Below are 21334 nucleotides of genomic sequence, written 5' to 3' on the forward strand. Positions count from 1 at the left end.
AAGGAACGGGCGGCGCGTCAGGCGCTGCGGTAGTTCGGGTTCCAGCGCAGCAGCCGTCGTTCGAGGGCGCGCGCGATGAGGTCGGCCAGCTTGCCGAGCAGGGCGTAGAGCAGGATCCCGACGAGCACGATGTCGGTCTGCAGGAACTCGCGGGCATTCATCGTCATGTAGCCGATGCCGCGTTGCGCCGAGATGGTCTCGGCCACGATGAGGATCACCCACATCAGCCCGAGCGAGAACCGCACGCCGACGAGGATGCTCGGCAGCGCGCCGGGCAGGATCACCTCCCGGTACAGCGCCCAGCGCGTGAGGCCGTAGCTGCGCGCCATCTCGATGAGCTGCGGATCGACCGAGCGGATGCCGTGGAAGGTGTTGGCGTACACCGGGAAGAACACGCCGAGCGACACGAGAAAGAGCTTGGCGCCCTCGTCGATGCCGAACCAGAGGATCACGAGCGGGATGAGTGCCAGCGGCGGGATGTTGCGGATCATCTGGATGCTGGTGTCGAGCAGCGTCTCGGCCGTGCGCAGCGAGCCGGTCAGCAGGCCCAGCACGAGGCCGATGCCGCCGCCCACGGCAAAGCCGCTCAGCGCGCGCAGCGTGCTGGTGCCCACGTGACCCCACAGTTCGCCGGTGAAGGCGAGTTCCCAGGCCGCCCTGGCGACGGCCGAGGGCGCGGGCAGCACGCGGGTCGAGAGCCAGCCCGATTGCGAGGCGAACTGCCAGACCGCGATGAGCAGCACCGGCACGATCCAGGGCTTGAGCGCCGCGAGCCGCTGGCCGAGCGCGCGCAGGCCCTCGTCGAAGCGGTCGTCGGCGGGCGCGCCGGCGGGCAGCCAGGCGGCCGGATCGGCCAGCACGCCGGCCGGACCGGCATCGGCGATCTCGGCCGCGAGGGCGATGCGCGAGCGCGCGTCGGCGCGCGCCGCGGCGTTGCCGTCCTCCGCGGGGCGGGCGGCCGCCGCGTCCGGCGTGCTGCCGGCCGAGGCCACCGCGCCTGCCGGCGGTCGGCTTGCGTAGGCTTGGCTCATGGTTCAGCCCGCCGAGACGAGGCGGTCGTTGGCGGCGGCCGGCACGATGTTGTTGGCCATGATCTCGCCCACCGGGCCGCTCAGCTTCGCGGCCGTGCCTTCGGCCGCGTTGCCCTTGAAGCCGAGCACCGGAAACAGCAGCTCGGCCGTGCGGCGCGCTTCTTCCAGATGCGGATAGCCCGAGAGCACGAAGCTGTCGAGGCCGAGCGCCTCGTACTCGCGGATGCGCTCGGCCACCTGCTCGGCCGAGCCGACCAGCGCCGTGCCCGCGCCGCCACGCACGAGGCCGACGCCGGCCCAGAGGTTGGGGCTGATTTCGAGGTCGGCGCGCGTGCGGCCCTTGCCACGGCGCAGCTCGACCATGCGGCGCTGGCCGACCGAATCCATCTTCGAGAACGCGGCCTGCGCCTTCTCGACGGCGGCGTCGTCCACCTTGCTGATGAGGCGTTCGGCATCGGCCCAGGCTTCGGCCTCGGTCTCGCGCACGATCACATGCAGCCGGATGCCGAAGCGCACCTGACGGCCGTGCTTCGCGGCGGCGGCGCGCACGGCCGCGACCTTCTCGGCGACGGCGGCGGGCGGCTCGCCCCAGGTGAGGAACAGTTCGGTCTGCTCGGCGGCGAGGTCGATCGCGGCCGGCGACGAACCGCCGAAGTACACCGGCGGATGCGGCTTCTGCACCGGCGGGAACAGCAGCTTCGCGTCCTTCACCCTGATGTGCTTGCCCTCGTAGCTGAAGGCCTCGCCGGTGTGGCTGCGGGTGAGGATTTCGCGCCAGACGTGGATGAACTCGCTGCTGGCCTCGTAGCGCTCGGCGTGGTCGAGGAAAAGGCCGTCGGCTTCCAGCTCGGCCACGTCGCCGCCGGTCACGAGGTTGACGAGGCAGCGCCCGCCCGAGAGCCGGTCGAAGGTGGCTGCCATGCGCGCGCCGAGCGTCGGCGTCATGAGACCGGGGCGCAGCGCCACCAGAAAGCGGAGCTGGCGCGTCGCGCCGATGAGGCTGGAGGCCGTCACCCACGGGTCTTCGCAGCTCTTGCCGGTGGGGATGAGCACGCCGGTGTAGCCGGCGGTGTCGGCGGCGATCGCCACCTGGCGGAAGTAGTCGTAGTCGGCGACGCGGGCGCCTTCGGTGGTGCCGAGGTAGCGGCTGTCGCCGTGGGTGGGAATGAACCAGAAGATGTTCATGGTCGGAATCTTTCGGGTCGTGATGTCGGTCGGTTCGGGCGACCGGGGCGGCTGGCAGACCGGCCCGGGGAGGCTCCGGAAATCAGGCGGCGCCGCGGCCGGCGGGCTTCCAGACGATGTCGGCCACCTTCACCGGGCGCGGGATCAGTCCCAGTTCGGCGAAGGCGTCGGCCACGCGCTGCTGGTCCGCCACGAGTTCCGGCGTGAGAGGGCGCACGGGCGCGGGCGGCCGGCGGTCGAGAAAGCGGAAGGCGGTGCCGAAGGGCAGGCCGGTCGCGTCGGCGACGAGCTGGGTGGCGGCCTTGCGGTCGGTCTGCGCCCAGGCGTCGGCGCGCGTCAGTTCGTCGAGCAGCGCGAGCACGGCGGCCGGAAAGCGCTGCGTGAAGCTGCTCGACGACAGGTAGAAGCTGTTGTTGCTCGACAGGCCCTCGCCGGTGTGCAGCACGCGTGGGCGGCTTTCGTCGCCACCATCGAGTTCGGCGGCGGCGTAGTACGGGTCCCAGATCGCCCAGGCATCGACCGCGCCGCGCTTGAACGCGGCATGGCCGTCGGCCGGCGCGAGCCAGATCGGCTCGATGTCGCTCCAGGCGAGGCCGGCCTTCTTGACGGCGCGCAGCACGAGGTAATGCGCACTCGAACCCTTCTGCAGCGCGATGCGCCGACCCTTGAGATCGGCCAGCGCGCGCAGCGGCGAGTCCTGGCGCACGAGGATGGCCGAGGCGCGAGGCTTGGGCGGCTCGGCGCCGACATAGACGATGTCGCGCCCCGAGGCCTGCGCGAAAACGGGCGGCGCGTCGCCGGTCATGCCGATGTCGACGCTGCCGACGGCGAGCGCTTCCAGCAGCTGCGGCCCGGCCGGGAACTCGTTCCAGGTGATGCGGGTCGACGGGAAGCGCTGCTCCAGCTGGCGACGCTGGCGCAGCAGCACGAAATGCACCGAGCTCTTCTGGAAGCCGACACGGATTGCCTCGGGCGACGCCTCGGCGGCCTCGGGCCTGCCGGGCGCCGCGAGCGCGCCGCCCGGCAGGCCGTGGCCGGCGAGACCGGCCCCCGCCAGCAGGAGCAGCCGATGGAAGTGACGACGGTCCATGACGGCCTCCGGATTCAGCGCGCGGCGGCCGGCTTCCACACCACGTCGGCGATGCGGATCGGCTTGGGGATGAGCTTGAGCGAGCTGAAGGTGTCTGCGATCGCCTGCTGCTCGGCCGTGACCTGGGGCGTGAGCGGCGCGATGCCGTAGCTGTAGCGGCTGGCCGACAGCTCGAGCGTCGGCACGTCGAGGCCGGTGAGCGGTTGCAGCAGGCTCACGACTTCCTTCGCGTTGCGCTCGGCCCAGACGTCGAGCTTGACCAGCTCGTCGAGCAGGGCGCGCAGCACCACCGGCTCGCGTTCGGCATAGCCGCGCGACGACAGGAAGAACTGGTGGTTCGAGACGATGCCCGTGCCGTCGGCCAGCACGCGGGCGCCGAGCTGCTTCTCGGCGGCGGCGAGGAAGGGGTCCCAGATCGCCCAGGCATCGACGGCGCCGCGCTCGAAGGCGGCGCGCGCGTCGGCCGGCGGCAGGAACACGGGCTGGATGTCGGCATAGGCGACGCCGGCCTTCTCGAGCGCCTTGACGAGCAGGTAGTGCACGTTCGAGCCCTTGTTGAGCGCGACGCGCTTGCCCTTCAGCTCGCTCACGCTCTTCAGCGGCGAATCCTTCGGCACGACGATGGCCTCGCCCTTCGGCGCGGCGGGCTGGTTGCCGACGTAGAGCAGGTCGGCGCCGGCGGCCTGGGCAAAGATGGGCGGTGCCTCGCCGACGTTGCCGAAGTCGATCGAGCCGACGTTGAGCGCTTCGAGCATCTGCGGGCCAGCCGGAAATTCGCTCCACGTCACCTTCACGCCCTGCGGCGCGAGCGCGGTTTCGAGCGTCCCTCGGGCGCGCAGCAGGTTGAGCGTGCCGTACTTCTGGAAGCCGATGCGCAGCGTGCCGGCGGCAAAGGCGCGGCCGGGCAGCAGGCTGGCGGCGGTCGTGCCGAGCAGGCCGGCGATGCCTGCGGCGAGGGCGCGGCGGCGCAGCGGCGAGGCGGGAAGGGCGGAGGTCTTGCGGGTCATGGCGGTCGGTCCTTGCAAGGGCTTGCAGCGCGGGTCGGGCAGCGCGGGCGTGAACGGGCCCGCGGTGCGGCCGCGCGGCGGCACCGGATGAGTTCTTGTTGGTGTGGGTGGCGACGGTCCGGCGTCGCGGACCGTCGCGGTGGCGTGTGGTGGCTGGCGCTCGCGGTGGCTGGCCGCCGATCGCTCGCGGCCGGTCAGGCGGCCAGTTCGAGCGCGAGGCCGGCGGCGCGCTCGCGCCTGGCGCGCGGCCATTCGATGGCTTCGAGCAGAAGCGACGAGGCTTCGGCGAGGCGGGCGGCGATCTCGGCGTCGGGCTGGTAGCCGCCGTCGTCGCGCTTGGCGATCTGGGCGTCGCTCGCGTACACGCTGCCGACGATCCAGCGCGCGCCGAGGGCGGTGAGCACCGGCTTGATCGCGTAGTCGATCGCGAGCAGATGCGCGGGCGAGCCGCCGGTGGCGATCGGCAGCACGACCTTGTCCTTCAGGCCATCCTGCGGCAGCAGGTCGAGAAAGCTCTTGAGCAGGCCGGTGTAGCTCGCCTTGTAGATCGGCGTGGCGATGACCACGGCATTGGCGCGCTCGACGCGGCCGAGCGCGGCCTTGACCGGCGGCGCGTCGAATTCGAGGTTGAGCAGGCTGTCGGGCGGCAGTTCGCGGGCACGCACGTCCTCGACGGTGGCGCCATGGGCGACGACGTGGTTGCGCACGACGTCGAGCAGGGCGTTGGAGCGGGAACGGGCCTGGGGGCTGCCGGAGATGAAGACGATGGGCATCGCGCGGGTCCTGTTGGAATTGGCGTGATGCGCAAGGTAAGGACGCGCGCTAATGCAAGGAACGACGATTGCGCCATGTCTTGATGACCGGGAGTCATCAAGTCTGTGCGATTTGATGCACGACGCTGGCTGAAGCCGTTCAGCCGGCGTCTGTCTGGCGCTCAGTTCGCGCCGGTGGGCAGCAGCAGATCGAGCCGGGCGCGGTCGGGGCCGAGCGGCGCCGAAACCATGCGGCCGGCGTGATGCTCGACCACGCGCTCGACGAAGGCGGACGGCATGCCGGGCGCGGCCGGCGCGAGCGCGAGCCGCCAGTGATCGCCGTCGATGGCGAGGCGGATGGCGATCGGGTCGTCGCCGCCGGCCCGCACCGCATGCGCGACCAGGCCGGCGAGCGCGCGGCGCATGAGCGCGGGGTCGCCCTTCATCGCGGCGCCGGCGGGGGCGTCGGCATTGACGGGCAGGCGCTGGCCGCCGGGCTCGGCGCGGATCTCGGCGATGGCGTCGGACAGCAGCGCGGCGAGGTCGAAGCCGATCGAGACGGTGCCGCCGCTTTCGAGGCGCATCGCCTGCACGAAATCGCCGGACAGCGGCTGGGTGCTGACCATGGGTCGGCTGTCGGGGCGCGGGACGGTGGGCGGTGGCGCGGGCACATCGGTCTGGGTGACGGTGGTGAGCAGACCGTCAACGAAGGAGGGCGGCGTGTAGGCGCCGAGCGGGCGGGTGCGCGGGCCGGTGTGGTCGGCGTCGGTGCCGGCCAATGCGGGTTCGGCCACCGCGCGACCGAGGGAATTGAGGCAGACCACGAGCGCGTCGGGCCGCGCCTGCCGTCCGAGCGGGCTCACATGGATGCGCTGGGGCGCGAGGCGCGGATGCCGGCCGATGAGGTGGCGCGGGCGGGCGTCCAGGCCCACCTCGTCGAGCAGCGCGGTCCAGGCGCTTGCGCCGCCGGGTGCCAGTTCGCGCAGCAGCTCGGGCAGCTGGCGGCCGGCCAGGGTCGCGGGCGGAAGGGCGTCGTCGCCGGCAAGGCGGGCGGCAAACCGGGCCGCGGGCGGATTGGCCAGCAGCACGAGGCCGCGCGGATCGGTCACGAACACCGGTTCGGGCAGGGCGGCAAGCGCCTCGGCGAGCAGGTCGCGGCCGTCGCGCAGGCTTTGCGAGATGGCGGCGAGCGCGTCGAGCCGGGCTTCGAGCGGCTCGGTGCCCGGTGCCGGCGTGGCCGGGCGGGCGCTCGCGGCGTGGCCGGCGGCGCGGCTCGCGGCAATGGCGCGGCGCAGCGCGCGCGGGCTGCGCAGGCCGTCGGCGAGGCCGAGTTCGGGGCCGGTGCGGTGGGCGAGGGTGTCGAGTTCGTCATCGACGAAGCGGCTCGCGGCTTCGAGTCGGCGCCAGCTCCAGAGTGGGCAGGCGAGCAGCGCTGCGATGGCGATGCCGGCCGGCGGTAGCCAGACGCTGGCGACGCCGAGCAGCACCCAGGCGAGGGCGACCGCGCCGGCCGCGCTGCCCAGACCGAAGACGAGCGCGGCGCGCGGCGGCAGGCGGGTGATGCCGAGCGTGAGCAGGCCGGCGATCAGCGCGCCGAAGGCGGCGGCGGGCAGCGGCTGCGGCGTCCAGGGCGCGTCGCCACGACGCAGGCTGTCGAGCAGGGTGGCGATGATGTCGATGGACGGCGTGATGCGGTTGCTGCCCGACAGCGGCGTGGGATAGCCGTCGCCGAGGCCGGTGGCGGTCACGCCGATGAGCACGAAGCGGTCGTGGAAGCGGCCGGGCGGCACGCGGCCGAGCAGCACGTCGGCATAGCTGACGTGGGCGTAGTGGTCGGCACCGCCGCGGTGGCGCAGCAGGATCGGGTCGGCGCGGCGCCAGCGGCCGTCGGCGGCCTGGCTCGGGAACTGCGGCCCGGTGTCGGCACGGCGCGGTGGCCGGGGGGGCAGATCGGGCGCGATGGGTTCGTCGGCCGTGACGGTGGTGTCTGGCGCCGGATCGCCGCTGCCGGCGCTAGCGTCTAGCAGGGCGAGCGCGACATGCGGATGGCGCGGCGCGCCGAGGCCGGCATGCAGATAGCTGCGCCGCAGGATGCCATCGGGGTCGAGTTCGGCATCGGCATGGCCGAGGCGGTAGGCGTCGCCGAGGCTTTCGGCCGGCCGCAGTTCGGTCAGGCGCTCGCCGCCGATGCTGGCAACCGGCACGACCGGCAGCACGACCGGGCCGACCCGTGCCATGGCGGTGGCCAGCTCGGCATCGTCCTCGGGCAGGTCGGAGGGTTCGGACAGCAGCAGATCGAGCAGTACGGCGCGCGGCCGGTCGGGCGCGATGCGTTCGAGCAGCCGCGCGTGGGTCGCGCGCGACCAGGGCCAGCGGCCCATCACGGCGAGGCTGGCGTCGTCGATCGCGATGATGACGATGTCGTCGGGCGGCGTGGGCCGGGCGTCGATCGTGAGACCGATGTCGTAGAGGGCGTCGTCACTGCCGCGCAGCAGGCCGCTCAGGCCGAGCACCAGGGTGAACAGGGCCAGCGCGAGCGCGAGCCGCTTGCGTTCGCGGGCGAGGCGCGGGGCCTGGGCGGCGTGCGGCATGCGGGTCAGCGCCGGGTGAGCAGGCCGGCGCCGCTGCGCCAGCACTGGTCGGCGCCGCCCTCGATGCAGCCGTCGACATCGAAGCTCTGGATCGCGGTCCAGGGGCCGATGAAGCCGTCGGCGTCGATCGCGCGGTAGCGCAGGTAGAAGCGGCCGCCGGCGTGGGGGCGCGGCAGACTCAGGCGCGGCGTGTCGAGGTGGGCGACGACCTCGGGGCTGGCCATCGCGGCATCGCGGCCGAGCTGGAAGTCGAAGGTCTGGCCCGGCTCGCCGGCCCAGGCGAAGCGCATCTCGTCGTCATCGACCTCGGGGGACTGGGCGCCAGCGGGTGGCGGCGCGAGCGTGAACTCGACCGCGTCGCCCCAGGGGCCGGGACGACCGTCGGCCGGCAGGCTGGCGACGCGCCAGCGGTAGCGGCCGGGGGCGAGCGGGTCGAGCGTGACGTCGTTGCCGTTCGCGGCGCGCTCGGCGATCGGTGCGTCGAAGCTGCCGTCGGCGGGCGCGAGCTGGAATCGGTAGCCCCCGGTCGCGGCTGGATTGGCGGTCCAGGCGAAGCGGACGCCGGTCGCGCGCAGCTTGCCGCTAGGCGCGGGCGCGTTGAGGAAGGGCGGCTCGGGCTCGGCATGCAGCTCGAAGCTGCCGACCGCATCGAGCCCTTCGAGCCCTTGCGCATTGATGGCGCGCACGCGCAGCTGCCACCTGCCGTCGCCGAGGCCGGCGATGCGCAGCTCGGGCGTGGCGCTGACCGATTCATGCTCGACCGCGCCAAAGCCGGCGTCACGCGCGACCTGCACGCGCCAGCCGGCGGCGCCCGCGAGCGGCGGCAGGCTGATGCGCAGCAGCTTGCGTTCGAACACCGCGGGCAGGCCGGACAGATCGGGCGCCGGCAGCAGCGCAACCGGCTCGGCCACGCGGCCGTCGGCGCCGATGACCGTCCCGTAGCCGGCCGCGAGCGCCTTGCCTTCGGCGCCGCCACGCGCGTCGACGAGTCCGTGCACGACCTCGCCATGCGTCTCAGCGCCGCTGCTGACGCGGAATTCGGTGCCGCGCACCGCGAGCGTCGCCTGCGGCGTGCGCACATCGAAATGCGGCTGGCCGCCACGCAGTCGCGCTACCAGCGCCTCGACCCGGCCGCGCAGCAGTCGCAGCGACGCGGCGGCGGTATCGGCGGCGGCGTAGTTGCGGGCGCGCGCCACCTCGGCGCTCGATTCGGCCTGGACACGCAGCAGCGATCCGTCGCCGAGTCTGAGGGTCGCGTAGCCGTCGGCGCCGGTGTCGATGCGGTCGCCTTCGCCGAGGCTGGTGCCGCGCGCGAGCGGACTGGTGCTGCCGTCGGGCCGCACGAGGCTCGCGTGGCCGACGGTTTCGATCACCTCGACCGTCATGGGTCGCGCGGCCATGCGGTCGAGCGGAATCCGCAGCTGGCTGCCGGTGGGCAGCACGTCGGGATCGGCCATGCGGTTGAGTCTGGCGATTTCGCGCCAGCCGCCCCGATTGGCGAGCAGACGGCGCGCGATGCCGATGAGGGTGTCGCCGCGCTCGACGGTGAGGATGTGGGTTTCGGTGTCGGCGACGGGGAGGAGGGCAGGCGGGGCGGCAAGCGCGTTGCCGAAGCCGATCGCGGCGGCGGCCGCCGCGATCGCGCTGCGCCGGGCACGGACCACGACGGCCGTGCGGGCGGGACTGATGGGCATGTTTCTACTTGGAGGCGTTCGTGACTGCGGGTGACGTGGCTGCGTCGACCGGCCCGCGATTATGCCTGTCGGCCTGTCACGAAACCCCCGGCCATCAAGGGTTTCCCATGAGAAGCATTTCCGGGCAGGTAAAAGGGTCTTGTCTAGAATCCGCCCCGCCGAAATGGTTTTCGGTCGCTGGCTGCCACCGGCGTCAACGCAGTTCCTGCACACCATCTACAAAGCCAAGGAGCAACACATGGTTCGCGGATTCACCTATCGCGGCGAAGCCTTCCGCGCGACGGTTCATGGCCGTCCGGGCAAGGAAGAAATCTTCATCGTCATGATGGTCGACGACGAGGAAGGCCCCGAGATCTCGATCGACCGGTTCGAGGATGCCGACAACAACCCGGACGACGCGCTGGAGACGATGCTCTGCAAGCTCGTCGACAAGCTGTTCGCCGAGCAGTCGATCACGCCGGCGTCGGCCACCGAGGAATTTGCCTGGCTCGCGCCCGTCACCACCGGCGCGCGCGTGCATGACGGCGTGCAGCAGCACTGAGCGTGCTTGCCGCGCCGGTTCCTCCGGGCCGGTCGCCCATGAAAAACGCCGGCCTCTCCGAAAAGGGAGAGGCCGGCGTTTTTCATGGGCGGCTCATGGCCGCCTGCCGGTCTGCGGAGCCGGGCGAGGGATCGCCCGGCTGCCGGATTCAGTCCGGACGACGCGGGCGGAAGCTGCCTTCGCGACGGTCCGGGTTGGCATGGCCACCCTCGCGGCGCGGCTTGCCGTAGCCCGAGCCACCCGGACGACCACCGCCACCCGGCTTGCGCGGACCGCCTGAACCCGGACGGCGCTCGCCCGGCTTACCGTCGAAACGGCGCGGCTGGCGCTTGGGTTCGAGGCCGGCGATGGTCTCGACGGGGATCGGCTGCGAGGTGAAGCGCTCGATGCGGCGGATCGCGCCGGCGTCGCGGTGCTCGACGATCGTCACGGCCTGGCCCGAGCGGCCCGCGCGACCGGTACGGCCGATGCGGTGAACGTAGTCCTCGGCGGTCATGGGCAGACCGTAGTTGATGACGTGGCTGATGGTCGGCACGTCGATGCCACGCGCGGCCACGTCGGTTGCGACGAGGATGCGCAGACGGCCTTCGCGCAGCTTGCTCAGCGTGCGATTGCGCATGCCTTGGGGCATGCCGCCGTGCAGGGCGGCGGCGGCATGGCCTTCGTCTTCGAGGCGCTCGGCGAGCCAGTCGGCGTCGCGCTGCGTCGAGGTGAAGACGATGGCCTGCTGCACGTCCACGCCGCGCAGGAGGTGGTCGAGCAGGGCGTTCTTGTGCTCGATGTCGTCGGCCCAGTGCAGGCGCTGGGCGATGTCGGTGTGCACGTCGCGGTGCGTGGCCAGCTCGATGCGGCGGGGTTCGCGCATCAGGCCTTCGGCGAGCCGCGCGACCGGACCGGCGAAGGTGGCCGAGAACAGCAGCGTCTGGCGATCGGCCGGGGTCGCATCGGCGACTTCGCGGATGTCGTCGATGAAGCCCATGTCGAGCATGCGGTCGGCTTCGTCGAGGACGAGCGTCTTGACGTTGCTCAGGTCGAGCTTGCCGTTGCGGATGTGGTCGAGCAGGCGACCGGGCGTGCCGATCACGATGTCGAGGTGGCCGCGCAGCTGCTGGAGCTGACGGCCGTAGGGCACGCCGCCGACGATGGTGGCGATGCGCAGCCAGCGCAGCTCGGAGGTGAGCTCGAAGGTGCTCTGCGCGACCTGCTGCGCAAGTTCGCGGGTGGGTGCCATCACCAGGATGCGCGGCGTCTGCACCTTGAAGTTGCGGTCGCGCGGTTCACGCGGACGGTACTCGCCGCGGTCGCCGTCACGGCTGCCGCGACGGTCGCCGAAGCGGCGGTCTTCACGCGGCTCGGGGCGGTCGCGGCCTTCGGGCTTGCCGGCTTCGGCGATGGCATGCAGCGCCGGGAGCATGAAGGCGGCGGTCTTGCCGCTGCCGGTGGAGGAGGAAACCATTAGGTCGACGCCGGTCATGGCGACGGGAATGGTTTGCAGCTGAACGGGGGTCGGGTCGGTGAAACCCAAAGCCTGAACGGCCTTGAGCAAAGCGGGATGCAATCCCAGCGTGTCAAAGGACATGAACTCTCGCGGAACGAAGAGAAGTGAGCCGTGGTGGCGAGGCATCGCCTGCAACCTGCGTGCCCGGGTTCGGTGTCTGTGCCACGGAGCTTGTCGGTTCGCCAATGGTGCGAACGCCGTGGATGGACCGAAGGAAGGGGGGAAAGGCCGGAGGGGATGGGAATTGCGCGTCTGGTCGGTGACTTTCGCGCAAGCTGCGGATTATACGCATGAATCCGACTGCATTCCCCGGAATTTTGCACTGCGTCGGAGCCGGGCGTACTGCGTCGGTCGACCTGCCGCCGCGACCGAGCGCGGCGGCGGGCGAACTTGGGGATTCAGGCGGCCTTGATTGCGTCGAAGGTGCGCGCCATTTCGGACTGGCCGACATCGTCCGCGACCGCAGACCCGGCTAGCGGCTCGCCGCCCGCTAGCCAGGCCGGTTCGAGATCATCCGCCAGCGCGGTCACGAGTCCGTGGTTGAGTTCGTGGATCGACCAGACGTAGCCGGCATCGCGCAGAGCCGACTGCATCGCGTTCTGCACGAGGCTGCGCACGATCAGATGCGGTTCGGAGTAGGGCACGCTGTCGGCCCGGCCGGAGGCGGCATCGACGCAGGCCTTGACGTCATGCGAGGCGTGGCCTCGGCAGGCGAGCGGGCGCACCGGATAGATGAGGCAGGCGCCCTTCTCGATGAAGGGACAGCGCCGGCGAAGCTTGACGCGCTCCTGCTCGCTCAGGCCGCGAGTCGCCTTGTCGGCGTCGATCACGCGCTGTTCGAGGTCTATGCCCATCTTCGCAAGCGCAGCACGCGCCATGCGCATGTAGCGCGCGATCAGCAGGATCTCCGGCGAGGTGGCGGTGACGCGCAGGGTGCAGCAGGTAGCGCAGCCCTTGTGGCAGGCGATGGTCGGTTGGCCCTCTGACTGGATCGCCACATTGCCCTCGAAACTGTCGAAGGCTTGCGAGAGCAGGGCATCGACGAGTTTGGGGCCTTCGCGGAAGCGGGCGATGGTCTGGGAATAGGCGTCGTGCAGGGCCTTGAAGAAGGCCAGGGGGCCGGCGTCGGCCGGGTTGGCGGTGTTCATGGAATGTTCGCGCAGGTCGTTTTATGGCCGCTGATCCCTGCCGTTGACCGGCAAGCGGAATATGCGGAGCGATAGAGCGATGCAGTGTCACGCGCGCGCATGCCCACCTGCGTGGCAGGGTCTTGTGACTGATTGACCTGCCGCAAACCGTGTCTATGCCGGAGCCCGGGCGACACCCGGATGTCAGGGCGTCGGCGTTGCGGTCACGGAGCGAGTTCCCGATGCGGACTTCCGAGCCGATGCGCTGCTGGTGCTGATCGGCGCGCTGGCGGCGCATGTCAGCGTCAACGCCTTCAACGAGTGGTGGGACTTCCGCAGCGGGCTGGACGGGATGACGCGGCGCACGCCATTCAGCGGCGGTAGCGGCAGCCTGCCGGCGCGGCCTGAGCTTGCGCCGGCCGCGTTGGTGATCGCACTGCTCGGCCTGCTCGCCTGCATCTCGATCGGCCTGGGCTTCGTGGCGAGTCGTGGTATGGCGCTGCTGCCGATCGGTCTGGCCGGCGTGCTGCTGGTGGTGGGCTACACCTGCTTCGTCACGCGTTCACCGTGGTTCTGCCTGATCGCGCCCGGGCTCGCCTTCGGACCGCTGATGGTGCTCGGTACCGAACTCGTGCTTGCTGGGCGGATGTCGATGGCTGGTCTGCTCGCGAGCCTGCCGGGCTTTTTCCTGGTGAACGGGTTGCTGCTGTTGAACCAGTTTCCGGATGTCGAGCCGGATCGCGTGGTCGGTCGGCGTTCACTGCCGGTCGCGTTCGGACTGCGCGCATCGGCACGAATGTTCGTGGCGCTGCTGGCGCTGGCCGTCTTGTCGGTTGTTGCCGCTGTGTTCGGTGGTGGATTGCCGAGCGCCTGCCTGGCGAGCTTGCTGTCGTTCGGCCTCGCCTTCCGGTTCGTGCCGATGGTGCTGGCCGATTGCGATTCACCGGAGCGCCTGCAGCCCGCGATGGCCTTGAATGTGGCGCTCACTCTCGCGGTTCCCTTGCTGTTTGGGCTGGGGTTTCTACTGACCCCATACTGAAAGGTACGGCGTTGTAAGCATTCCTTAAGCCTCGGTACGAATGATCGGGCAGCCTTGCCCATACGCAGCCGAATGGGTGCGGGCGAATTGATTCGACAACAAGGAAGTACCGGGGAGGAAGACCATGACCGACAAGGTCTATGCACGGGTTCGAGAGAACCCCAAGTTCGCGGAGCTGTGCGCCAAGCGCGGCCGCTACGCCGCAACGATGGCCGGCATCACCGCCATCGTTTTCTACGCATTCGTCCTGGTGGTTGCGCTCGACCCGCAGACGCTCGGCAAGCCCGTGGCCGACGGTTCCGCGCTGACCGTCGGCGTGGTGGCCGAATTGCTCATGTTCGCGCTGTTCCTGACGCTGACCGGTCTGTACGTGAAGCGCGCGAACGGCGAATTCGACGCCCTGACGGCCCAAGTCCTGGCCGAAGCCGCGAAGGAGCCGCGCCGATGAACTTCCTCCCGCGCCGTCCCCTGCTCGCCGCTGCCGCGATCGCCGCGCCGGCCATCGCCTTTGCCGGCCCCGCCGTCGAGGCCGCCGAGAAGCAGCCGCTGAACCTGCATGCGATCGGCATGTTCCTGCTCTTCGTCCTGATGACGATGGGCATCACCTACTGGGCCTCGCGCAAGACGCAATCGGCCGCCGACTTCTACACGGCGGGCGGCGGCATCACCGGCTTCCAGAACGGCCTTGCGATCGCGGGCGACTACATGTCGGCCGCCACGCTGCTCGGCCTGACCGCCCTTGTGTTCGACAAGGGGTATGACGGCTACATCTACACGATCGCCTTCTTCGTCGGCTGGCCGATGATCCTGTTCCTGATGGCGGAGCGCCTGCGCAACCTGGGCCGTTTCACCTTCGCGGACATCACTTCCTATCGCCTCGACCAGGGCAAGGTGCGCACGATGGCGGCGATCTCGTCGCTGGTGGTCGTGTCCTTCTACCTGATCGCGCAGATGGTCGGCGCGGGCCAACTCATCAAGCTGCTGTTCGGCCTCGACTACGAACTGGCAATCGTCGTGGTGGGCGCGCTGATGATGGTGTACGTGATCTTCGGCGGCATGATCGCCACCACCTGGGTGCAGATCATCAAGGCCTGCCTGCTGCTCGCGGGCGGCACGGCGGTCGGCATCCTGGCGTTCTCGAAGTTCGACTTCTCGTACACGACGCTCGTCGCCCGCGCGGCCGAGGCGCACAAGCTGCACGACAAGCTCATGGCGCCGGGCGCGCTGATGGCTGATCCGGTCAATGCGGTGTCGCTCTGCCTCGGCCTCATGTTCGGCATCGCCGGTCTGCCGCACATCCTGATGCGCTTCTTCACCGTCACCGACGCCAAGGAAGCGCGCAAGTCGGTGCTCTACGCCTCGGGTTTCATCGGCTATTTCTTCAACGTGATCTTCATCATGGGACTGTGCGCGATCACGATCGTCGGCACCGACACCCAGTTCTTCACGGGCGGCAAGCTGACCGGCGGCGGCAACATGGTCGCGATGCATCTGGCCAAGGCCGTGGGCGGCGATCTGCTGCTGGGCTTCCTGGCGGCGGTGGCCTTCGCGACCATCCTCGCGGTCGTGTCGGGCCTCGCGCTCGCAGGCGCCTCGGCCATTTCGCATGACCTGTATGCGCGCGTCATCAAGAAGGGCACGGCGACCGACAAGGAAGAAATGAAGGTCTCGCGCATGGCCACGCTCGCCCTCGGCGTGATCGCGGTGCTGCTCGGCATCCTGTTCGAGAAGCAGAACGTCGCCTTCATGGTCGGCCTCGCCTTCGGCATCGCGGCGGCGGGCAACTTCCCGGTGCTGATCCTGTCGATGTACTGGAAGGGTCTGACGACGCGCGGCGCGCTCGCCGGTGGCTACGGCGGCCTCGTGTCCGCCGTGACCTTCGTCGTGCTGTCGAAGTCGGTGTGGGTGACGGTGCTCGGCAATCCGGCGCCGATCTTCCCCTACGAGCAGCCGGCGCTGTTCGCGATGCCGATCGCCTTCGGCCTCGCGATCTTTTTCTCGGTGAGCGAGAGCAGCGCCCGGTCGCGCGCCGAGAAGGCCGCGTTCGACGACCAGTTCGTGCGCGCCCAGACCGGTCTTGGCGCAGCGGCCGCAAGCAAGCACTGAGCTTGCGCCGGCCCGTCGCAACGCCGGACTTGAGCGCGCTCAAGCCGGCTTGCGGCGGGCCTTCAGCGAGGTGCGCGGTTTGACCCAAATCAGGCCCGCGCCTTGTGACAAGGAGTGACATGAGGGCTCTCAACCAAGGAGACCTTCATGAAAGCCCTGACCGATTTCCTCACCACCGACTACGGCCTGATGAGCGCGGTGGTCATCGCCTTTTGCCTGCTCGGCGTCGGCTTCTTCGTGAACTTCGTTCGCAAGCACATCGCCGAGGACACCGCCCGCGCCGCCGCCGGCCAGATCCGGCCGCGCACCTCGCACTGAGGGTCGCGCGAATACCGAACAGGCCGCCTGTACCATCGCCCGCATCTTAATGCGGAGCCAAGCAAGGTGCTCGACATCCAGGCGGTTCATCACATCGCGATCATCTGTTCCGACTACGGGCGGTCGAAGCGCTTCTACACCGAAGTGCTGGGCTGCGAGGTGATCGCCGAAACCCATCGCCCCGGGCGCGACTCGTGGAAGCTCGATCTGGCCGTCGCCGGCGGCTGCCAGATCGAGCTTTTTTCGTTTCCCGATCCGCCGCCGCGCCCGAGCCGACCTGAGGCACAAGGGCTGAGGCATCTGGCATTCGCGGTCGCCGACATCGAACGCGCGGCGAGCGCGCTTGAGGCAGCCGGCGTCGCGCATGAGCCGATCCGTCTCGACGACCTGACCGGGCGGCGTTTCTTCTTCTTCCGCGATCCGGACGACCTGCCGCTCGAACTCTACGAAGCCGCGCGATGACCACGGCGGTACTCGGCCTCAATCTCGGGCAGGACGCGGCGGCGGCGCTGTTCGTCGATGGCGAACTGGTCGCGGCGGTCGAGCAGGAGCGCTTCGATGCCGACCGGCATTCGGCGGCCTTTCCGACCGACGCGGTCCGCTTCGTGCTGGCGCAGGCCGGTCTTGATGTGAAAGCGCTTGCAGGGCTGGCCGTAGGTGATGACCGCATCACCGAGGCGGACCGTGCGGCGCTCGCCGCGCTGGGGCTGCCCGAGCCTTTTCCGGTGCCGCATGCGCTGGCCCATGCTGAGGGCGCGTTCGCGTCCAGCGGCTTTGCGTCGGCGGCGGTGCTGGTGGCGGACGGCCATGCGCACGGCGACGCGGTGGCGATCTTCCACGCCGACGCCAGGGGTGTCGTGCAGTTGGCCGGCTTCGGCTGTGCCCAGTCGCCCGGCGACTTCTACTCGCGCGCGACGGCGCTTTGCGGGCTTGCGACCCGATCCGGACAGGAAGGCAAGCTCATGGGGCTCGCCCCCTGGGGGACAGCGGTGGATGCGGCTTACGTGCACGCGGCCGCCGAGCCGTCCGATGCGGCATCCATCGCGCCTGCGGTGCCAGACGCACCGCTCCGCCCGCCCGTGCTGCCCGAGGCGCTGATGGCCAGCACGACACCTCACGAACCTTTCGGTCCAGCCTCGCGTGCCCTTGCCTTCGCCGCCCAGCGCGAGATCGAGCGCTTCATGCTCGACGCCGCGCGTCGTGCGTTTGCGCTCACGGGCGCGCGCCGGCTCTGCCTCGCCGGCGGCGTGGCGCTCAACTGCAACGCCAACGCTGCGATCGCGGCCCTGCCCGGGCTGGAAGCGCTCCACATCCAGCCGGCCGCCAACAACGCGGGCACAGCCGCGGGCGCCGCCGCGCATTTCCTGCGCCGACGCGGGATCGCACCTGTGGTGCGCGAACAGGTGCGTCTCGGCCCCGACCTGAGCGATACCGACATTGCCGGCGCCGTCGGGCGTGCCGTGCGCGAGGGTCGCGTCCACGCCCGCTGCGTCGCCGATGCCGCCGCCGAGGCCGCCGCGCGCATCGCCGCCGGCGAGGTGATCGGCTGGTGTCACGGCAGGGCGGAATTCGGCCCGCGCGCGCTCGGCAACCGCTCCATCGTCGCGCTGCCCGACACCGCCGCCCGCCGCGACCGCGTCAACGCGATCAAGCGGCGCGAGGCCTGGCGCCCGCTCGCGCCGTCGGTACTCGCTGAATGCGCCGCCGACTGGTTCGTGGATGCGCGCCCGTCGCCGCACATGCTGCTCACCTTCAAGGTGCGACCGGAAAAGCGCCTGGCCGTACCAGCCATCGTCCACGTGGACGGCAGCGCGCGGGTGCAGACCGTGACCGCGCGCGACAATCCGCGCTATCACGCGCTCATCAGCGAGGTTGCGCGCCTGACCGGCCTGCCGCTCGTGCTCAACACCTCGCTCAACACCCGCAGCAAGCCGATGGTGCTTACTGCAAGCGATTGCATCGACTGCCTGCTCGACAGCGGCCTCGACGCTGCCTTCATCGGCGACTGGCTCGTGCTGCCGGGCTGAATGCACGAAGGGCCGGCGGATCGCTCCGTCGGCCCTTCGTGCGGCATGCGCGCCGGGCTGGCCGGCGCAGGCTCATGCGCTCATCGTCGGCGCCAGCGCCTCGGGCCCGGCGTGGCCCGGTGGCGCCTCGACAGGCGCATCATCCGAAGCGCCAAGCCGTGCGCCGCCACGCACGCCATCACAGCGCGTCGCTCGCGTAATCCGCCAGCCGCGAACGCTCGCCGCGCGCCAGCGTCACATGGCCCGAATGCGGCCAGCCCTTGAAGCGGTCGACCACGTAGGTCAGGCCGCTCGACCCTTCGGTGAGGTAGGGCGTGTCGATCTGCGCGATGTTGCCAAGGCAGACCACCTTGGTGCCCGGACCGGCGCGGGTGATGAGCGTCTTCATCTGCTTGGGCGTCAGGTTCTGCGCCTCGTCAATGATCAGGTACTTGCTGACGAAGGTGCGGCCGCGCATGAAGTTCATGCTCTTGATCTTGATCTTCGACCGGATCAGGTCGGCGCTGGTCTGCTTGCCCCATTCGCCGCCAGCACCGCTGCTGTAGGTGTTGCCGAAGCCGCCACCCGCGCCGCTGCCGCCCGCCGACCCGCCGCCGAGCAGTACCTCGATGTTGTCGTCGAAGGCGCCCATCCACGGCGCCATCTTTTCCTCCTCGGTGCCGGGCAGGAAACCGATGTCCTCGCCCACCGGCACGGTCGCGCGCGTCACGATGATCTCGCTGTAGCGGCGCGTGTCCATGCACTGCGCGAGGCCGGCCGCGAGCGCGAGCAGCGTCTTGCCGGTGCCGGCCTGGCCGAGCAGCGTCACGAAGTCGCACTCCGGGTTCATCAGCAGGTTGAGCGCGAAGTTCTGCTCGCGGTTGCGCGCGGTCACGCCCCAGATGTTGTTCTTGCCGTGGGTGTAGTCGCGCAGCGTCTGGAGCACGGCGGTCTTGCCGTTCACCTCGCGCACCTGGGCGTAGAGCGGAGCCTCGCCGTCCTTGCCTTCGTAGTACACGAACTGGTTGACCATGAAGGCGGTGACGAGCGGCCCGCTCACGCGATAGAAGGTCGAGCCCTGCTGCTGCCAGCTCTCGACGCCCTTGCCGTGGCGCTGCCAGAAGTTGTCGGGCAGCGCGAGCCAGCCCGAATAGAGCAGGTCGGTGTCTTCGAGGACGTGGTCGTTGAAGTAGTCCTCCGCCGGCAAGCCAAGGGCACGCGCTTTGATGCGCATGTTGATGTCCTTGGTCACCAGCACCACGAGCTTTTCGGGTTTGCTCTCCTGCAGCGCCTTCACCACGCCGAGGATCTGGTTGTCGGCCTTGCCGGTCGCCAGACCCGTGGGCAGCACGTTGGCGAAGATCTGCGTCTGGAAGTACAGCCGGCCGCCCGCGTCGCGGTTGCCGAGGCTCGACAGCAGCAGGCCGCCGTCGATGTCGCTGTCGGCGCCGGCCTTCTCGATCAGCTCGTCGAGCGTGCGGCTCACCTGCCGCACGTTGCGCGACACCTCGCTCATGCCCTTCTTGTGGTTGTCGAGTTCCTCCAGGGTCATGATCGGCAGATAGACGTCATGCTCCTCGAAGCGGAACAGCGACGACGGGTCATGCATGAGCACGTTCGTGTCGAGCACGAACAGCTTGCGCACGCCGGCATCGGCATGGTCCTTGGCGCCGCCGCGCTTGCTGGTGGTGGCGCGATGGGCCGCGGCCTGACGCGGATTCGGTTCGGTCGGCTTGGCTTCGACCACGCGCGCGACCGGTTTGGTGCGCCTGGTGGTGGGAGGTGGTACCGGAATGCGGGACGCCGGCGCCACGACTCCCGCACGGCCGGCAGCCGGCGTGGCGTCGGTCAGGCGAACGGGGTCGGGCGTGGCTTCGTCGGTGGTGTCGGGCAGGTCGGCAACCACGAGCTCGACCGTCTCGGTTTCCTGGGCGGGCAGCACGGCTGGCGTGGCGGCAATCTCCGGGTCACCGAGCGCGAGCGCCAGCGTCGTCTGCACGTGGGGCGCATTGGCCGCCGGCTCGGCGGACGCGATGCCCGCCGTGGAAGCCCGTTTTCGCGCCGGCGCACGGCGCGGCTGCGCGGGCTCGAAGTCGGTGAGCAGGGTGGCGGGCTTGGTAGGCGCTTTGGGCAGAGGCATGCGTGCTATCGGCGAGGGAAGTGGGAAAAGGGGGCAGGGCGCGAATCAGGCGCACAAACGAAAACGCCGCTCGGGACAGCACGGTCCGGAGCGGCGTTGCGGTGCAGCTGCTGTGCGGATGTTGCATGTCCGCCGGCTGCGCCGGGCGGAGGGCAACAAGGGATGAACGGGGTGGATCTCAAGCAGGTCGCGCCATTCAAGAAAGCTGTCGTCTTCAAATCGCTTCGTCGAACCGCGTCGCGGATGCCGCCCTCGGGCGGCACGGCTCCAAGCTAGCCCAGCGCCTGCACTTGCGCAAGCACGGCGGCCACATGGCCGGGCACCTTCACGCCGCGCCATTCGGCGCGCACCACGCCTTCGGCATCGATGACGAAGGTCGAGCGCTCAATGCCGCGCACCTGCTTGCCGTACATGTTCTTGAGCTTCATGACGCCGAACAGTTGGCAAACCTTTTCATCCGGATCGGACAGCAGCTCGAACGGGAAGGCCTGCTTGGCGCGGAAATTTTCATGCGACTTGAGGCTGTCGCGGCTCACACCGATCACATCGCAGCCGGCGGCCTCGAACTCGGTGATGGCGTCGCGAAAGCCCTGACCCTCGGTGGTGCAGCCCGGCGTGCTGTCCTTCGGATAGAAGTAGAGGACGAGCTTGCGGCCCTTGCTGCCGCTCATCGAGAAGGTCTTGCCGCTCGTGAGCGGCGCCGAAAAATCGGGAACGGCCTTGCCGATGAGGCTGGGCGTGTCGGACATGCTGACTCCTGTCGTGATTGTTGGACTGGTGCGTCTGACAAGCACGCCACGCGCCAGTTCAGGCCAGCAGGAACACGCCCGCGACGTTGCGGCCCTCGGCCATGAGGATGTTGTAGGTGCGGCAGGCAGCCTGGGTGTCCATGCACTCGACGCCGATACGCCGCGCGATCAGCGCTGCCACCAGCCTCGGATGCACGAAGCGCTGCTTCGGGCCGGTGCCGAGGATGACCACCTCCGGCGAACGCTCCAGTACCGCCTCGAACTGCTCGGCCGCCAGCGCGTCGAAATCGCGCGCCGGCCATGCCGCGACCGCCTGCTCGGGCGTCACCAGCACCGATGTCTCATGCCGGCGGGCGTTGATCTCGATGTACCCGTCGCCGTAGGCCGTGACGGTGTTGAGGGAATTGAGGGCGTCGGTATGCAGCTTCACTCTGGGCTCCGTGGGAGCGGCCGATTCTAG

General features: G+C 70.0%; 19 protein-coding genes. 7 read left to right on the top strand and 12 right to left on the bottom strand.

Annotated elements, in window-relative coordinates; all coding sequences use genetic code 11:
- Window positions 1-17: 17 nt before the first annotated feature.
- The 7 genes from ssuC to H566_RS0108925 form a co-directional block, all read right to left on the bottom strand.
- Window positions 18-836, bottom strand: a complete 819-nt coding sequence (gene ssuC / locus H566_RS0108895) for an aliphatic sulfonate ABC transporter permease SsuC (RefSeq protein ID WP_211238073.1) — start codon at window positions 834-836, stop codon at window positions 18-20.
- Between the two features lie 198 nt (window positions 837-1034).
- A complete protein-coding gene (gene ssuD, locus H566_RS0108900) occupies window positions 1035-2216 on the bottom strand; it encodes an FMNH2-dependent alkanesulfonate monooxygenase (protein WP_028311162.1) in 1182 nt (393 codons plus the stop codon).
- An 82-nt stretch (window positions 2217-2298) separates the two neighbouring features.
- Window positions 2299-3306, bottom strand: a complete 1008-nt coding sequence (locus H566_RS0108905; protein ID WP_028311163.1) for an aliphatic sulfonate ABC transporter substrate-binding protein — start codon at window positions 3304-3306, stop codon at window positions 2299-2301.
- A 14-nt stretch (window positions 3307-3320) separates the two neighbouring features.
- The gene (locus H566_RS0108910) at window positions 3321-4313 is read right to left on the bottom strand and encodes a sulfonate ABC transporter substrate-binding protein (RefSeq protein WP_028311164.1); all 993 of its coding nucleotides are present in this window, start codon (window positions 4311-4313) and stop codon (window positions 3321-3323) included.
- Between the two features lie 194 nt (window positions 4314-4507).
- Window positions 4508-5086 (bottom strand): NADPH-dependent FMN reductase, encoded by a 579-nt coding sequence (ssuE, locus tag H566_RS23975; protein WP_051378410.1) that lies wholly within the window; start codon window positions 5084-5086, stop codon window positions 4508-4510.
- A gap of 161 nt (window positions 5087-5247) precedes the next feature.
- The gene (locus H566_RS0108920; RefSeq protein WP_156924345.1) at window positions 5248-7656 is read right to left on the bottom strand and encodes a CHASE2 domain-containing protein; all 2409 of its coding nucleotides are present in this window, start codon (window positions 7654-7656) and stop codon (window positions 5248-5250) included.
- A gap of 5 nt (window positions 7657-7661) precedes the next feature.
- Complete coding sequence (locus tag H566_RS0108925; protein ID WP_028311166.1) at window positions 7662-9350, bottom strand: FecR family protein; 1689 nt, start codon at window positions 9348-9350, stop codon at window positions 7662-7664.
- A gap of 238 nt (window positions 9351-9588) precedes the next feature.
- Between H566_RS0108925 and H566_RS0108930 the strand changes: the two genes are divergently transcribed.
- Window positions 9589-9891, top strand: coding sequence for a hypothetical protein (locus H566_RS0108930; protein ID WP_028311167.1), 303 nt, complete (start codon window positions 9589-9591; stop codon window positions 9889-9891).
- Window positions 9892-10039: 148 nt separating this feature from the next.
- Here the strand turns inward: H566_RS0108930 and H566_RS23980 are convergent, their stop codons facing one another.
- Window positions 10040-11515 carry a DEAD/DEAH box helicase gene (locus tag H566_RS23980; RefSeq protein WP_342668689.1) on the bottom strand — a complete coding sequence of 492 codons (1476 nt, stop codon included), beginning with the start codon at window positions 11513-11515 and terminating at the stop codon, window positions 10040-10042.
- A gap of 272 nt (window positions 11516-11787) precedes the next feature.
- Entirely contained in the window at window positions 11788-12537 is a 750-nt protein-coding gene (locus tag H566_RS0108940) for a YkgJ family cysteine cluster protein (protein WP_028311168.1), read from the bottom strand.
- A gap of 247 nt (window positions 12538-12784) precedes the next feature.
- Between H566_RS0108940 and H566_RS0108945 the strand changes: the two genes are divergently transcribed.
- From H566_RS0108945 to H566_RS23985, 6 genes are all read left to right on the top strand, one after another.
- On the top strand, window positions 12785-13555 hold the full coding sequence (locus tag H566_RS0108945; protein WP_281173121.1) for a prenyltransferase: 771 nt from the start codon (window positions 12785-12787) through the stop codon (window positions 13553-13555).
- Between the two features lie 124 nt (window positions 13556-13679).
- Window positions 13680-14003 (top strand): DUF485 domain-containing protein, encoded by a 324-nt coding sequence (locus tag H566_RS0108950; RefSeq protein WP_028311170.1) that lies wholly within the window; start codon window positions 13680-13682, stop codon window positions 14001-14003.
- Window positions 14000-15661: a cation acetate symporter gene (locus H566_RS0108955; protein ID WP_051378414.1), complete on the top strand. Its 1662-nt coding sequence runs from the start codon at window positions 14000-14002 to the stop codon at window positions 15659-15661. The genes H566_RS0108950 and H566_RS0108955 overlap by 4 nt, the downstream gene beginning before the upstream one ends.
- A gap of 147 nt (window positions 15662-15808) precedes the next feature.
- Complete coding sequence (locus tag H566_RS28210; RefSeq protein ID WP_084544910.1) at window positions 15809-15979, top strand: DUF3149 domain-containing protein; 171 nt, start codon at window positions 15809-15811, stop codon at window positions 15977-15979.
- Between the two features lie 66 nt (window positions 15980-16045).
- Entirely contained in the window at window positions 16046-16441 is a 396-nt protein-coding gene (gene gloA2, locus H566_RS0108965; RefSeq protein ID WP_028311172.1) for an SMU1112c/YaeR family gloxylase I-like metalloprotein, read from the top strand.
- The gene (locus H566_RS23985) at window positions 16438-18006 is read left to right on the top strand and encodes a carbamoyltransferase C-terminal domain-containing protein (protein ID WP_051378416.1); all 1569 of its coding nucleotides are present in this window, start codon (window positions 16438-16440) and stop codon (window positions 18004-18006) included. Before gloA2 ends, H566_RS23985 begins: the two co-directional genes overlap by 4 nt.
- A gap of 178 nt (window positions 18007-18184) precedes the next feature.
- Here the strand turns inward: H566_RS23985 and H566_RS0108975 are convergent, their stop codons facing one another.
- The 3 genes from H566_RS0108975 to H566_RS0108985 all read right to left on the bottom strand — a co-directional run bounded on the left by H566_RS0108975 (window position 18185) and on the right by H566_RS0108985 (window position 21304).
- A complete protein-coding gene (locus tag H566_RS0108975; protein ID WP_028311173.1) occupies window positions 18185-20125 on the bottom strand; it encodes a PhoH family protein in 1941 nt (646 codons plus the stop codon).
- Between the two features lie 272 nt (window positions 20126-20397).
- On the bottom strand, window positions 20398-20874 hold the full coding sequence (locus tag H566_RS0108980; RefSeq protein ID WP_028311174.1) for a peroxiredoxin: 477 nt from the start codon (window positions 20872-20874) through the stop codon (window positions 20398-20400).
- Window positions 20875-20932: 58 nt separating this feature from the next.
- The gene (locus H566_RS0108985) at window positions 20933-21304 is read right to left on the bottom strand and encodes an Mth938-like domain-containing protein (RefSeq protein ID WP_028311175.1); all 372 of its coding nucleotides are present in this window, start codon (window positions 21302-21304) and stop codon (window positions 20933-20935) included.
- Between the last annotated feature and the right edge of the window lie 30 nt (window positions 21305-21334).

This window comes from Derxia gummosa DSM 723 (assembly GCF_000482785.1).
In the GTDB taxonomy this organism is placed as follows: domain Bacteria; phylum Pseudomonadota; class Gammaproteobacteria; order Burkholderiales; family Burkholderiaceae_E; genus Derxia; species Derxia gummosa.